Raw genomic sequence first — 13,581 nt, forward strand, 5'->3', positions numbered from 1 at the left:
TGCCTCCACAATGCTCTGGGCCGTGGCCGGCCCGCTTGAGGGCTGTGGGAACAAATGGGGAGAGACTTATGACGATGCATGTGTGGAGTTACCTGGAGGAGTACCGCGAGGAGCGCGCCGACATCCTGGACGCGGTCGAAACGGTCTTCGAGTCCGGTCAGCTCGTGCTCGGGCAGAGCGTACGGGGCTTCGAGGAGGAGTTCGCCGCCTACCACGGGATCAGGCACTGCGTTGGTGTCGACAATGGCACCAACGCCATCAAGCTTGGTCTCCAGGCGCTCGGAGTCGGGCCCGGCGACGAGGTCATCACCGTCTCGAACACGGCGGCTCCGACCGTCATCGCCATCGACTCGGTCGGGGCCACTCCGGTGTTCGTGGACGTGCGCCGTGAGGACTACCTCATGGACATGGAGCAGGTCGAGGACGCCATCACCGGCCGCACCACCTGCCTGGTGCCGGTCCACCTGTACGGTCAGTGTGTCGATATGGCACCACTCAGGGAAATCGCCCGCCGGCACGGACTGAAGATCCTTGAGGACTGCGCCCAGGCGCACGGTGCCCGCCACCACGGCGCCCTCGCCGGGACCATGAGCGACGCGGCGGCCTACTCCTTCTATCCGACCAAGGTGCTCGGCGCCTACGGCGACGGAGGCGCGGTCATCACTCCGGACGACGAGACCGAGGAGAACCTGCGCCGGCTGCGCTACTACGGCATGGAGAAGGTCTACTACGTCACCCGGACGCCAGGACACAACAGCCGACTGGACGAGGTGCAGGCGGAGATCCTGCGCCGCAAACTCACCAGGCTGGACGCCTACGTCGCCGGCCGGCAGGCCGTCGCCGCCCGGTACACCGAAGCGCTGGCGGACACCGGCCTGGTCCTGCCCGCCCTCGCCGAGGGCAACACCCACGTCTACTACGTGTACGTGGTACGTCATCCTCGCCGGGACGCCATCATCGAAGCGCTCAAGCCGTACGGCATCTCGCTCAACATCAGCTACCCCTGGCCGGTCCACACCATGACGGGCTTCTCCCACCTCGGCTACGAGAAGGGCTCCCTGCCGGTCACCGAGGAACTCGCCGGCGAGATCTTCTCACTGCCCATGTATCCCTCGCTGAGCCCCGAGGCGCAGGACAAGGTGATCGCCGCCCTGCGCGACGTACTGGCCACCGTCTGAGGGGCACCGCCCGGCGGCAGAGACCGCAGATCCGGAACACCCGGAGCAGAGCCCTCCCACGCGGCAGCCCCGCCCGGCCGCGGGCGTGGCTGCCGCGTGGCTTTGCCTCTCACCGCGAACCGACGCCGACAGGGCCCGGCACCAGACATCCGGTCAGGCAGGCCGTCAGGCTCCGTGCCTGGACGTTGAGGTAGTTGCTGTGACGCAGCAGCCCGGCAAGCTGGTGGACCGCGACCCACCGGAAGTCGGGGTCATCCCGCGGGACATCGGCGTCCGTCTCGACCACGAGATACCGGTTGAGGGCGTGGTGGAAGCGCCCTCCTTCCTCGGAGAGGAGCGTGTCGTAGCGGATCCGCTCGCGAGCGGCCCCCATGACCTCGTCGAGGAACGCGGGCCGGGCCGAGGACGGAAGCGTCTCGTAGTTCTCCGGTGTGCACTGCACAGTGGGGCCCAGTTCGACCGCATCCAGGAAGCCCGGTTCGGCCCGCTGTCTGACCAGAGCGTGCACCACCCCGTCGAACTCCCGGACCAGGTAGGCGATGACGCCAACTCCTCGCGGAGCGATCATCGGCTGTGTCCACCGGCGCACTTCACGCCCCACTGCTGTCACCTCCACCCCGATGACGTCGAAGAACCCGCCGCTCTCGTGCGAGATCCGGCCTTCGGACCGCTTCCAGCCGCGGACCTCGTTCAGCGGCATCCGCCGGGTGCGCAGCGCCGTCCGGCTCCGCGCGTCGGTGATCCAGCTGAGCACCGCCGCCGTCGAGTGCACCGTGCGGGCCCCGGAGCTCAGCGAACGGGCAAGAGACGTCCGGAACGGGTCGGCCGGGTCCGCGAACTCGCCATCGGTTCCGTCCGCTGACACAGGAAGACAGGACAGCACGGTGCGGGTGTCCATATTGACCAGGTCCTCCTCCGCCAGCAGCCGGTAGAGTTGGCCCAGCGTCAGCCAGCAGAAGCCCTCACGCTCCTCCACGTAGCCGTCCGCCTCGACGATCATGTTGCGGTTCCGCTTCCGGTAGAACCATGAACCCTGTTCCGACTGCCGGACATCCGCGATCACCCGGTGGGCGGGAGGGGACTGGAACCAGTGCAGAAACGGCACCGGGCTGCCGCCGTGCACCCCGGTGTAGTTGCTCCGAGTGGCCTGGACGGTGGGAGAGATCTGAAGCCCGTTGCGGTTACCGGGCTCGGCCTTGGCCTGCATCAGACAGTGCAGGACCCCGTCGATCTCCTTGACGAGGATGCCGAGGACGCCCGTCTCGGGCTGGTTGATGATGGGCTGCTGCCAATGCTCCACCGGGCCTTGGGACCCGCTCACGTCCAGTCCCTCCACCGAGAAGAACCTTCCGCTGTCGTGCACGATGTCGCCGCTGACCGGCTCGCTACGCCAGCCGGTCAGTGCCTCCAGCGGAATCCGGTCGGCCTTCGCATACGACCCCAGCCCCTCCCACCAGGACAGGAACTCGCTCGTACCGGAGAACCGGCTCCCGGGCGCGTGCAGTGACTGGGTGATCAGTGCCGCCATGCGGTGGACATCGTGGTGTGCGGCCAGGGGAGCCATGGGCCTCTCCTCGTATCGGTGCCGGCCTGAGCCGGGCAGCGCTCCGGCGAGGCCGCAACCGGCGTCGCCGCCCGGAGAATGCCGCACCCGCTTGGCAGTTCGGACGCAGCGGGGCGCAGCCGACTCCAGCGTCGGTGGACCGGAATGCGAGCCTTCCGGGTGTGCCCGTGCTGACAGTCCGGGAACGGGGCACCCAGGCGCCCGTCGGTGGCCCCATACGGCCAACTGCTCCGTCGCCGCCGCACCGGCGGCGGCGACCGCCATGGGGGGAAGCACAGTGACCACTCCGCCCCGCCGGCGACGCTTGACCGAGCAGGCCGCCGACGCCGCGCCGGGCACCGCCTGCCGCCTGCTACGGCCGCGTCGACCTCCTCCGCATCGACGAACCCGTTGCATGGAACCCGACCGCCACGGCGCCGGACTCCTCTTCCAAGTGCTGACCGAGCGCGAGGAGAAGAACAGCGTCGCCATCGCCTCCAACGAGTCCTTCGGCGGCTTTGACCAAGACCTTCACCGGCCCCGCCTCTGGGCGGCCATTGCCGACCGCCTCACCTTCAACGGCGTGATCATCGAGACCGGCACCGACTCCTACCGATTCGCCGGCATGCGTGCACGCGCCGAAAACGCCGAGGCCGGCCGATCCCGTTCCCGCCGCCCGTTCCGAAGCCCCGGGCGAGAATCAAGGCCCAAGACCACTGGCGAAGGTGAGAAGACCGTGAGGCACGCACTGAACCTATGGCGTGAAGAGCTCGGAGAAGTGCCCGACTCGGTCTGGCAACAGACCGAACTCCGCGTGCTGATCCTTGCCGACAACGGACTCACGGCCCTCCCACCAGAGATCGAACGACTGCACCGGCTGATGACCCTGGACCTGGGCCACAATGCGCTCACGTCGGTTCCCGATGAGCTGGGCAGGCTGACGGAGCTCAGAGACTGCCTCTACTTGCACGACAATCAGCTGTCACGGATTCCGGACGTCGTGGGAAAGCTGACCAGGCTGCGATACCTCAACGTTGGCGAGAACTCCCTCACGACCCTCCCCGAGGCCATCGGGAGGATGGCCAGCCTCATCGAGTTCAGAGCACAGCACAACCGGCTGACCAGGTTGCCCGACTCCATCGGCCGGCTCCGCAACCTGCGTGAGCTCTGGCTCCGAGGAAACACGATCGAGCACTTGCCGCCGTCGACTGCTGAACTGCACGAACTTCGTTACTTGGACCTGCGCGAGAACTCCGTGGCGGAGCTGCCGCCTTCACTGGCCGGCCTGTCGCGGCTGCGTCAGATCGACCTGCGGAGCAACCGCCTCTGCCACTTGCCGGACTGGCTCACTCTGCTTCCATCGCTGGAGAAGCTCGACCTGCGCTGGAACGACATCGATCCCTCCCTGCCGCTGCTGACCGAACTCGAGCGGCGGGGATGCTTCGTCTTGACATAGGCGAGACAATATGTGACCTCTCGCAGCAGTGAAGCCACGAATGTGACGACAATGCACCGACCGCGTCACCGCGCCCCTCGTCGAGGACATCGGAGCGGTCTGCGACGTTGGCCTGACCCGAGATCTCGAGCGACTTCCCTGCGGCTGTCCCTGTGAGCTCCGAGCCCATCAGGGTTCGGCAATCGGCCAGACACTTGCCGACCCACTGGTCGCACGGCTTGAGACTTCCCCCGCGATACCAGCTGAGGGCATCCGTACGCGTCGCTCCCATGAGGTCGGCACCGCGGAGCTCCCTCACCACTGTTGCCAGGTCGGCCCCGAAGGTGGCCCAGTCCCGGACGGTGTCCGGGCCGGCCTCGGCGCCGTCGATCCAGCGGTGGACCGACCAGACCAGAGGAAAGGAACGCGCGGGTACCCCGGAGTGGACGGGCTCGGGAATCGGGCAGGAGAGGAAGGGTGCCAGGCGAGGAAGCCATTCCTGCTCCTTCCGGATGGCCTGCTGTTTGTCGGCGGTTCTCGGAAGCCGTACGAGCAGGTCCTCGCCCAAGCGGTACATGGTGTTCTCCGTACCCGCACCTGCGAGTGACAGCGGCAGGTCGGCCCACTCCGGGCACTGTTCCTTCAGCAGCGACCTGACCAGCGTCTCGTGGGTCGGGATCTCGTTCTCGTGGAGCGTCACGACGGAAGAGCCTCGTGCCGGACGAGAAGGAGGGCAAGTGGTTATCCGTCACCGGCCATCTGCCGGTCCGAGGTGCCCTCCGCTCCGGCGTTGCCTCGGTCCTGCCGGGCCCTCGGGGCGGGGGTTCGCTCTGCCGGGCCGGTGCGGACGTGGGAGCTGTCGAGGTGAGGGAGGGCGCGCAGGCAGGCGCGGTGGGTGGCGTGGTGTACCGCTCTGGCGATGCGTGCGCCCCACAGTGAGCGGGGGCCCGCGAACGGCTCGGCTCGCTGCCCGGTGCCGGGGCGGGGCGCGGCCACGCAGACGGCGTCCGTGGGAGTGCCGGAGGCGTCGATGCCGGCGTCGCGCAGCGCCTGCACCTTGGCCTCCGTGGCGGTCGCGACCGCGTTGACCAGCGCCGCGTCGCTCAGCGGCACCGGGACGGACACCACGATGTTGATCGTGCCGGCGGGCGCGGGGTCCGCGGAGCCGGACTGTGCGACGGCGGCCCATCCGTGCACCCCGATGCCCGCCGTCACCAGGGCCCGCACGCCGCCGTCCCGCGCACCGCAGCGGTCCCGGACGGACGCGGCCGTCATCAGGCCCACCCCTGGGCCGGTGGCCCCGAGGGCCGCAGCGATCTCGGAGAGGTGTGCGGCGGGGTCCATCCGCCGGTAGCCGGGTGTCACCTGGGCGTTGAGCACCCAGTGCCGTTCGCCGAGGCCGCCGCCGAGCGGGGCGCTGGAGATCATGCGGCGGCTCCCGCCCGGCACCCACAGCAGCAGCGGCCAGGCCGTGCCGTCCTCCGACCTGGACATTGGCGCCAGTGTGTCGAGGTCGTGCAGTGTGCCGGTCGGGGTGCGGAGCATGCGGCACCTTAATACGCCCGACGTGGTCAGGGGGACGGCGGGTGGGCCGGGCCACCGGCCGTTTGCCACGCCCCGTGGGGCGACCCGAACGCATCGGTTTCTGTCCGGCCGCGGGTTGCGGTGTGGGATTCTCGGTCCGGGGGTGCCCGGCGGCGCGGCGGGCGAGGGAGGGTCTGCTTCCTGGGGAGGGACGCGGTGAACACAGTTGAGGCCGAAGGGCTTGTGCAGCGGCGGGGGCGCAAGGTGGTGCTGCGGGATGTGTCGTTCGGGCTGGGAGCGGGGGTCACCGGCCTGCTCGGCCCGAACGGTGCGGGCAAGACCACGCTCCTGGAAACACTGGTGACGCTCCTTGCGCCGCAGGGGGGTTCGGTCACCGTTCTCGGTGAGCGGCTGGACAGCCGGGCCGGGCGGGCGGCGGTCCGGGCCCGTATCGGCTTTCTGCCGCAGCGGTTCGGCTATCACCCCGGCTTCACGGTCGCGGAATTTCTCTCCTATGTCGCCTGGACCAAGGGCATGAGCGCGGTGGACGCCTCGGAGGCCGTCGACCGGGGGATCGCTTCGGTCGGCCTGACGGACCGGGCCGGCACCAGGATGCGGAAACTGTCGGGAGGGATGCTCCAGCGGACCGGTATTGCCGCCTCGCTGCTGCACAGCCCCGAGTTCCTGGTCCTTGATGAGCCGACGGTCGGCCTCGACCCCCGCCAGCGCTCGGAGTTCCGTGCCCTCGTCCGCCGGATCGCGGAGCGGACACCGGTGCTGCTCAGCACCCACCTGACCGACGACGTGGACGCGATGTGCGGCGACGTCCTGGTGCTGGCCGAGGGGCGCATTGTCTTCGCGGGCAGCCGGCAGGAGCTGGCCGCCGCAGGGGCCCCCACGGATGTGGGTGACAACGACCTGGAACGCGGCTACAACGCGCTGCTCGACCGCGCCGCGGGCGTCGCAGGCGGCCAGGTGCGAGGTGGGGGATCGTGGCCTGGTGGCCTGCCTGGCCCTGCTGGGCGCTGTCCGGGGTGTGCTGCGGCCGGCCGGCGCGATGGTTCCGGCGGCGGCAGCCGCCGCGGCCGGGGTTCTTCTGCTGACCGCGTTCGAAGGCAAGCTTCACGCACCCTCGGACGACACGGCCGACTCCGCGTCGCTCGCCACGGCCTGCCGCGAGGCCGGCGGGCTGAGCATCTGTGTCCACCCCGCCTACCGCACGGCACTTGCCGGGCTGCACGACGTGTTCACCGAAGAACTCAGGGGCCGCCTGGACGGCACACCCGGAGCTGTCGACCGGCTGGTCCAGCGGGAGCAGGGCCACACCGGCACACCTGCCTCGATCCACCTCACCTCGCTGCGTGCGGGGTGGCAGCACGAGGTCGAAAGCGACTTCCTGGCCTCTCTGGTGGACGGGACCCTCTGCGTTCGCGGCGACATGGAGAGCGGCGCGCTCACCGACCTCACCGCGCAGTGGATCGCCGGCGGCCGGGCGGAGGCGGCCTCCCTCCCCGGATTTTCCGAGCCCACCGACGCCATGAACCGTGCCGAGCGGTTCCTCAACTCGGCGCCGCCCCGGGAGGTGAACCGTTGGCTGGCCGGCCACTGGGAGCTGTTCCGGACCTGCGCCCTGATCGGAAGCGACTTCCCGGCCCGATGACCCGACCCCTCCGGCTCTTCGCCCGCAGCCGACGCCTGCCGACCGCCGCGTTCCTGCTCGCCGCCGCAACCACCCTCACCGCGCTCCTCGGGGGCAGTCAGGTCCGGGTGGGCCAGCACACCGCACACATGGTGCCCTCCGCGCTGCTCCTGCTGCCGGCCCTGGCCGGGGCCGGCATCGCCGCCTGCGCCCACAGCCCCATGCGGGAGTGGGACAGGCTCGGCGCGGGACGGGTGGTCCGTGCCCGGTGTGCCCAGGCCGCCGCGCTGACCGCCGTGCCGTTCGGCGGGGCCCTGCTCGCCCTGCCCGCGGAGATTCTGGACGGGCGCGGCGACCTGGCCGTGGCCCGCAACACCATGGCGCTCGCCGGGATCGGCCTGCTGGCGGCGACGCTGTTCGGCGCTGCGGCCGGATGGCTGCCGCCTCTGCTGATCGCCGGACTCGCCCTCACTCTCGGTGACGACCCGGCTGTCGCCGGGTTGTGGTCCTGGCTGTTGAAAACGGATGCCGACGCGTCCGCTTGGGGGGTTGCCGTGGCCTGCTGGCTGTCCGGTGCGGTGCTTCACGCTGTCCGCGGCGACCGGGGGCATCTCCTGTCGGGCTGATGTGCCGGGCGCCCGCCCGGGCGCCCGGAGGTGAGGGACCGGTGAGGGAGCCGTGAGGCGGGTGGGTCTGGTGGGCTCCAGGTGCTTGCGCGAATGCGCAGGTCGCGTGGTACACCTTGCCGGGTGAACGACGGAAAGCCCCCGGAGCACGACCTGGCCGCGTTGCAGCGCAGGCTTGCCGACTTCGCCGCGGTCCGCGACTGGGGGCAGTACCACACCCCCAAGAACCTGGCCTCGGCCCTCAGCGTGGAGGCCGGTGAACTGCTGGAAATCTTCCAGTGGATGACGCCGGAGGCGTCCGGGACGGTGATGGACGAGGTGGAGACCGCGGAGCGGGTCGAGGACGAGATCGCGGACGTCCTCGCATACCTGTTGCAGTTGTGCACGGTGCTGAAGATCGACCCGGCGGCGGCGCTCGCGGCCAAGATCGACCGCAACGAGCGGCGTTTCCCCGTGCCGCTCCACCGCGCCGCACAATAGGGCGCATGGATCTTCGCATCTTCACCGAACCTCAGCAGGGCGCCGACTACGACACTCTTCTGGCGGTCGCGAAGGCGACCGAGGACCTCGGGTTCGACGCCTTCTTCCGCTCGGACCACTACCTGCACATGGGCGGTGACGGGCTGCCAGGGCCGACCGACGCGTGGATCACGCTGGCCGGCCTGGCCCGAGAGACCCGCCGCATCCGGCTCGGCACCCTGATGACGGCCGCCACGTTCCGGCTGCCCGGCGTGCTCGCCATCCAGGTCGCCCAGGTGGACGCCATGTCCGGCGGGCGCGTCGAACTGGGCCTGGGCGCCGGCTGGTACGAGGCGGAGCACACCGCCTACGGCATTCCTTTCCCGGAGGAGAAGTTCCCCCGCCTGGAGGAGCAGCTGGAGATCATCACCGGGCTGTGGGGGACCGCGCCCGGCGAGCGGTTCTCCTACGACGGCACCTACTACGAACTGGCCGATTCCCCGGCCCTGCCCAAGCCCGCCCAGTCCCGGGTGCCGCTGCTGCTGGGCGGCCTGGGCCCGCGCCGCACGCCCCGGCTCGCGGCCCGCTTCGCCGACGAGTTCAACATCCCGTTCGCCTCCGTCGAGGACAGCGCCCGCCAGTTCGACCGGGTGCGGGAAGCCGCCCGGGAACAGGGCCGCGACCCGGGGGAACTGACTTACTCCAACGCCCTGGTTGCCTGCGTCGGCAAGGACGACGCGGAGGTGGCCCGGCGCGCGGCGGCCATCGGCCGCGACGTGGACGAGCTGAAGCGCAACGGCCTCGCCGGGTCGCCCGAGGAGGTCGTCGACAAGATCGGCCGCTACGCGCAGACCGGCTCCTCCCGTATCTACCTGCAGATCCTCGACCTGCACGACCTGGACCACCTGGAGCTGATTTCCTCCCGGGTGCAGGACCGGCTCTGAGCGGCGGCCCGCCGGTGGACCTCCGGACGCCGCTGGTGCTGGACGGCGGGCTGTCCAACCAGCTCGCCGCCCAGGGCTGCGACCTGTCGGGCGGGCTGTGGTCCGCCCGGCTGCTCGCCGACGACCCCGGTCAGCTCGTGGCCGCCCACGCCGCTTACCTGCGGGCGGGCGCCCGGGTCCTGATCACCGCCTCCTACCAGGCGTCGTTCGAGGGCTTCGCCCGTCGTGGCATCGGCCGGGGGGAGGCCGCCCGCCTGCTGCGGCGCAGCGTCACCCTGGCCCGCCGGGCCGCAGCCCGGGAGGCCGAGAGGTCCGCGGGGGCGGGGGAGAAGGACGGGGGCCGGGTGCTCGTGGCGGCGTCCGTCGGCCCGTACGGGGCGGCGCTGGCCGACGGGAGCGAGTACCGCGGCCGGTACGGCCTGAGCGTGGCTGCCCTGGAGCGGTTCCACCGGCCGCGCATCGAGGCGCTGGCCGAGGCGGGGCCGGACCTGCTGGCCCTGGAGACCGTGCCGGACGCCGACGAGGCCGAGGCCCTGCTGGGGGCCGCGGCCGGGTGCGGGCTGCCGGTGTGGCTGTCCTACACCGTCGCAGGCGGGCGCACCCGGGCCGGGCAGCCGCTGCCGGACGCCTTCGCCGTCGCGGCGGGCAACAAGCAGGTGGCGGCGGTGGGCGTCAACTGCTGCGATCCGGCAGAGGTGACGGACGCGGTGCGGCAGGCCGTCGCCGTCACCGGCAGGCCCGCCGTGGCCTACCCCAACAGCGGCGAGCGCTACGAGGCGCGCGGTGGCGGCTGGCACGGCCCGGTGACCTTCGCCCCGGTGCTGGCCGCCGACTGGTACGCCGCCGGGGCCCGCCTGATCGGCGGCTGCTGCCGCGTCGGCCCGGACACCATCGCCCGCCTCCCCGCGGTCCTGGCCGCCGCCGCAGGAATCCACCCCGGGACCTGACCGCATGCCCGGGCGGGGCGGGTTTCGCCGCTGGCTCAGGCGGAACGCTGCGGGCGTCCGCCCGGGACTGCCACCATGACGGCCATGGCTGAGATGGGAACGGACGCCTACCGGAACGTCTCCGGGCTGCCGGAGGCGGTGGTGCGGGCGGTGGAGACGGCGGTGCGGCACGGCTTCGCTCATTCCTGCCGGCCCGAGCAGGGCCGTCTGCTGCGGACACTGGCCGGGGGCGCGGGGGAACGGATCGGCGAGACCGGCACCGGCTGCGGCGTCGGCCTGGCCTGGCTGGCCTCCGGAGCGCCCCCGGGCGCCCGGCTGGTCTCCGTCGAGCGCGACCCGGAACTCGCCCGGCTGTCGGCGGCCCTTTTCGAGAACGACGAGCGGGTGAAGGTGGTCTGCGGCGACTGGCGGGAGATCACCGCGCACGGACCGTTCGGGCTGCTGGTCCTGGACGGTGGTGGCCAGGGCAAGACGGACGAGCCCGCCGACGTGGAGCAACTGCTTGAGCCCGGGGGGACCGTGGTGATCGACGACTTCACTCCCTGCGGCTCATGGCCGCCGCTGCACCGTGGGCGTCCGGACCGGGCGCGCATGCACTGGCTCGACCACCCCGGACTGCGCGCCGTCGAACTGCGGCCGGCACGGGATCTGAGCACCGTGGTGGGAACTCGGCGCCTGCCGGCGGACCACCCGCGGCCGACGCCCGGGCCCGGCCGGCGGGCCGCTTCCCGGTAACCGCTGCCCGCGGCACCGTCGTCAGTGCAGTGCAGTGCAGTGCAGTGCAGTTCCGGGGCCGGACGGCGGTGCCACCGGTCGCTCAGGCGAGGGTGGCGACGAGGACGGCCTTGATGGTGTGCATGCGGTTCTCGGCCTCGTCGAAGACCACCGAGTGCTCGGACTCGAAGACCTCGTCGGTGACCTCCAGGGACTCCAGGCCGTGCCGGGCGTGGATCTCCCGGCCGACAGCGGTGCCCAGGTCGTGGAAGGCGGGCAGGCAGTGCAGGAAGCGCACGTCCGGATTGCCGGTGGCGCGCAGCACGTCCATGGTGACGGCGTAGGGGGTGAGCAGGGCGATCCGCTCGTCCCACACCTCCTTGGGCTCCCCCATGGACACCCAGACGTCGGTGGTCACGAAGTGCGCGCCGCGCACGCCCTCGGTGACGTCCTCGGTGAGGGTGATCCGCGCCCCGGAGCCTTCTGCCAGCTCCCGGGCCCGGGCGATCACCGGCTCCTGCGGCCACAGCTGCCGGGGGGCGGCGATGCGCACGTCCATGCCGAGGAGGGCGCCGGTGATGAGGTAGGAGTTGCCCATGTTGTTGCGGGCGTCCCCCAGGTAGGCGTAGGCGATCCGTTCCAGCGGCAGGTCGCTGTGCTCGGTCATGGTGAGGACGTCGGCGAGCATCTGGGTGGGGTGCCACTCGTCGGTGAGGCCGTTGTAGACGGGAACGCCGGCGTGGGCGGCCAGTTCCTCGACGGTGTCCTGGCCGCTGCCCCGATACTCGATCGCGTCGAACATGCGGCCGAGCACCCGGGCGGTGTCCTTCGTGGACTCCTTGTGGCCCATCTGGGAGCCGGCCGGGTCCAGGTAGGTGGTGGAGGCGCCCTGGTCGGCGGCGGCCACCTCGAACGCGCAGCGGGTGCGGGTGGAGGTCTTCTCGAAGATCAGCGCGATGTTGCGGCCGGTGAGGCGGCGCTGCTCGGTCCCCGCCCGCTTGGCGGCCTTCAGCTCGGCGGCCAGGGCGATCAGGTGGCGGAACTCCCCGGCGGTGAAGTCCAGCTCCTTGAGAAAGTGGCGGCCCCTGAGGTCCGTCGCCATGAAGGGCTCCCTCGGTCGAAGACGGCAGCGCGGTAGCGCGGAATGCTGGAATTATATACAGGCCATTGAATCTCTATGCAGGGGTCCTCGGGGAGTGGTCCTGCCCGCCCTGCCGGTCACGCCGGCACCGGGTCCCGTTCCACCGGGCAGCTCATGCAGCGCGGCCCGCCCCGGCCCCTGCCCAGCTCGCTGCCCGGGATCTCCACCACTTCGATGCCGCTGCGCCGCAGATGCGTGTTGGTGGTGACGTTGCGCTCGTAGGTCACCACCACACCGGGCTCCACGGCGAGGACGTTGCACCCGTCGTCCCACTGCTCGCGCTCGGCGGCGTGCACGTCCTGGGTGGGGGTGAGTACCCGGATGCGGTCCAGCCCCAGGGAGGCCGCGATCGCCCGGTGCATGTGCTCGGGCGGATGGTCGGTCACCTTCAGCTCCGCCGCGCCGGAGCCCGGTTCGATGGTGTAGGAGCGGAGCATCCCCAGCCCGGCGTACTGGGTGAACGTCTCCCGGTCGACCATGGTCATGACCGTGTCGAGGTGCATGAAGGCGCGGCGCTTGGGCATGTCCAGCGCCACGATGGTGCGCGCCGAACCGCAGGCGAAGAGGTTCCGGGCCAGCAGTTCCACGGCCTGCGGGGTGGTCCGCTCGCTCATGCCCACCAGCACCGCGCCGTTGCCGATCACCAGCACGTCCCCGCCCTCGATGGTGGACGGGTGCGGGCCGTGCCCCTCGGACCAGGTGTGGAAGTCGCCCGCCGGGCCGCCGGTGAACAGCGGATGGTGCCGGTAGACCGCCTCGTAGTGCACGGTCTCCCGCTGCCGGGCCGGCCAGCGCATGGCGTTGATCGCCACGCCGTCGTAGACCCATGCCGAGGCGTCCCGGGTGAACAGGTGGTTGGGCAGCGGGTGCAGCAGGAACTCGTCCGGCTCCATGATGTGGAAGCGCACCGACGTCAGGTCGGCGTGCCGCTCCAGGTACTCCCGCTTGGTCATCCCCCCGATCAGCGCCTCGGCCAGCTCGCCGGTCGGCAGTTCCTCGAAGACCGACCGCAGCCGCTCGGTGGCCAGCGGCCCGTACTCCCGCTCCTCGAACACCCGGTCCAGCACCAGGGCGCGCGCGGCCGGGATCTCCAGGCTCTCGGCGAGCAGCTCGCCGAACAGGTGCACCCGCACCCCCCGGTCCCGCAGCACGGCCGTGAACCGGTCGTGCTCCTCCTGCGCGCGGCGCACCCACAGCACGTCGTCGAAGAGCAGGTCGTTCTTGTTCGTCGGCGTCAGCCGCTTCAGTTCGAGGCCCGGCCGGTGCAGGATGACGCTGCGCAGCCGCCCGGTCTCGGAGTCGACTCGGAATCCCATTTCCTCATCCTCCCCGGGCCGCGGCCCGGGCACCCCCTCCCGGCGCCCGTTTGCCGCCGGTGCTTCCGCCACGAGGCGAGGGCGGTCCCGCGTCTTCCTGCCGGTCGGACGCGCG

Annotated in this window: 13 protein-coding genes and 2 pseudogenes; 10 read left to right on the forward strand and 5 right to left on the reverse strand. The window is 71.1% G+C overall.

Translation table 11 applies throughout. The features are described from left to right. The first annotated feature begins 68 nt into the window (after positions 1-68). A complete protein-coding gene (locus ABD299_RS10275; protein WP_344260705.1) occupies positions 69-1,178 on the forward strand; it encodes a DegT/DnrJ/EryC1/StrS family aminotransferase in 1,110 nt (369 codons plus the stop codon). Between the two features lie 109 nt (positions 1,179-1,287). On the opposite strand, the gene ABD299_RS10280 is transcribed toward ABD299_RS10275, so the two are convergent. After that, entirely contained in the window at positions 1,288-2,742 is a 1,455-nt protein-coding gene (locus tag ABD299_RS10280; protein WP_344260707.1) for an NDP-hexose 2,3-dehydratase family protein, read from the reverse strand. Between the two features lie 347 nt (positions 2,743-3,089). On the opposite strand from ABD299_RS10280, the pseudogene ABD299_RS10285 reads away from it, so the two are divergent. Then, a pseudogene (locus tag ABD299_RS10285) lies at positions 3,090-3,376 on the forward strand (ATP-binding protein); the annotation flags it as partial. Positions 3,377-3,499: 123 nt separating this feature from the next. After that, positions 3,500-4,177 carry a leucine-rich repeat domain-containing protein gene (locus tag ABD299_RS10290; protein ID WP_344261007.1) on the forward strand — a complete coding sequence of 226 codons (678 nt, stop codon included), beginning with the start codon at positions 3,500-3,502 and terminating at the stop codon, positions 4,175-4,177. On the opposite strand, the gene ABD299_RS25125 is transcribed toward ABD299_RS10290, so the two are convergent. Together ABD299_RS25125 and ABD299_RS10300 are read right to left on the reverse strand one after the other, a co-directional pair. Next, on the reverse strand, positions 4,068-4,856 hold the full coding sequence (locus ABD299_RS25125) for a phosphotransferase (RefSeq protein WP_425581296.1): 789 nt from the start codon (positions 4,854-4,856) through the stop codon (positions 4,068-4,070). The genes ABD299_RS10290 and ABD299_RS25125 overlap by 110 nt on opposite strands. Before the next feature lie 41 nt (positions 4,857-4,897). Next, positions 4,898-5,701 (reverse strand): adenosylcobinamide amidohydrolase, encoded by an 804-nt coding sequence (locus ABD299_RS10300; RefSeq protein WP_425581297.1) that lies wholly within the window; start codon positions 5,699-5,701, stop codon positions 4,898-4,900. Between the two features lie 258 nt (positions 5,702-5,959). Between ABD299_RS10300 and ABD299_RS10305 the strand changes: the two are divergent. The 7 genes and pseudogenes from ABD299_RS10305 to ABD299_RS10335 all read left to right on the forward strand — a co-directional run. After that, a pseudogene (locus ABD299_RS10305) lies at positions 5,960-6,460 on the forward strand (ATP-binding cassette domain-containing protein); the annotation flags it as partial. Positions 6,461-6,662: 202 nt separating this feature from the next. Next, complete coding sequence (locus tag ABD299_RS10310) at positions 6,663-7,340, forward strand: hypothetical protein (RefSeq protein WP_344261029.1); 678 nt, start codon at positions 6,663-6,665, stop codon at positions 7,338-7,340. Next, a complete protein-coding gene (locus ABD299_RS10315) occupies positions 7,337-7,945 on the forward strand; it encodes a hypothetical protein (protein WP_344261031.1) in 609 nt (202 codons plus the stop codon). Before ABD299_RS10310 ends, ABD299_RS10315 begins: the two co-directional genes overlap by 4 nt. Positions 7,946-8,038: 93 nt before the next feature. Then, on the forward strand, positions 8,039-8,425 hold the full coding sequence (locus tag ABD299_RS10320; RefSeq protein WP_425581298.1) for a nucleotide pyrophosphohydrolase: 387 nt from the start codon (positions 8,039-8,041) through the stop codon (positions 8,423-8,425). Between the two features lie 5 nt (positions 8,426-8,430). Beyond that, on the forward strand, positions 8,431-9,348 hold the full coding sequence (locus tag ABD299_RS10325) for an LLM class F420-dependent oxidoreductase (RefSeq protein ID WP_344260713.1): 918 nt from the start codon (positions 8,431-8,433) through the stop codon (positions 9,346-9,348). Positions 9,349-9,362: 14 nt separating this feature from the next. Continuing rightward, a complete protein-coding gene (mmuM, locus tag ABD299_RS10330) occupies positions 9,363-10,295 on the forward strand; it encodes a homocysteine S-methyltransferase (RefSeq protein ID WP_344260715.1) in 933 nt (310 codons plus the stop codon). 84 nt (positions 10,296-10,379) lie between these two features. Continuing rightward, positions 10,380-11,030 carry an O-methyltransferase gene (locus ABD299_RS10335; protein ID WP_344260717.1) on the forward strand — a complete coding sequence of 217 codons (651 nt, stop codon included), beginning with the start codon at positions 10,380-10,382 and terminating at the stop codon, positions 11,028-11,030. 82 nt (positions 11,031-11,112) lie between these two features. On the opposite strand, the gene argF is transcribed toward ABD299_RS10335, so the two are convergent. Together argF and ABD299_RS10345 are read right to left on the reverse strand one after the other, a co-directional pair. Beyond that, a complete protein-coding gene (argF, locus tag ABD299_RS10340; RefSeq protein WP_344260719.1) occupies positions 11,113-12,111 on the reverse strand; it encodes an ornithine carbamoyltransferase in 999 nt (332 codons plus the stop codon). Between the two features lie 116 nt (positions 12,112-12,227). Then, on the reverse strand, positions 12,228-13,466 hold the full coding sequence (locus tag ABD299_RS10345; RefSeq protein WP_344260721.1) for an arginine deiminase: 1,239 nt from the start codon (positions 13,464-13,466) through the stop codon (positions 12,228-12,230). Between the last annotated feature and the right edge of the window lie 115 nt (positions 13,467-13,581).

It is taken from the genome of Streptomyces sodiiphilus (assembly GCF_039529215.1).
In the GTDB taxonomy this organism is placed as follows: Bacteria; Actinomycetota; Actinomycetes; order Streptomycetales; family Streptomycetaceae; genus Streptomyces; species Streptomyces sodiiphilus.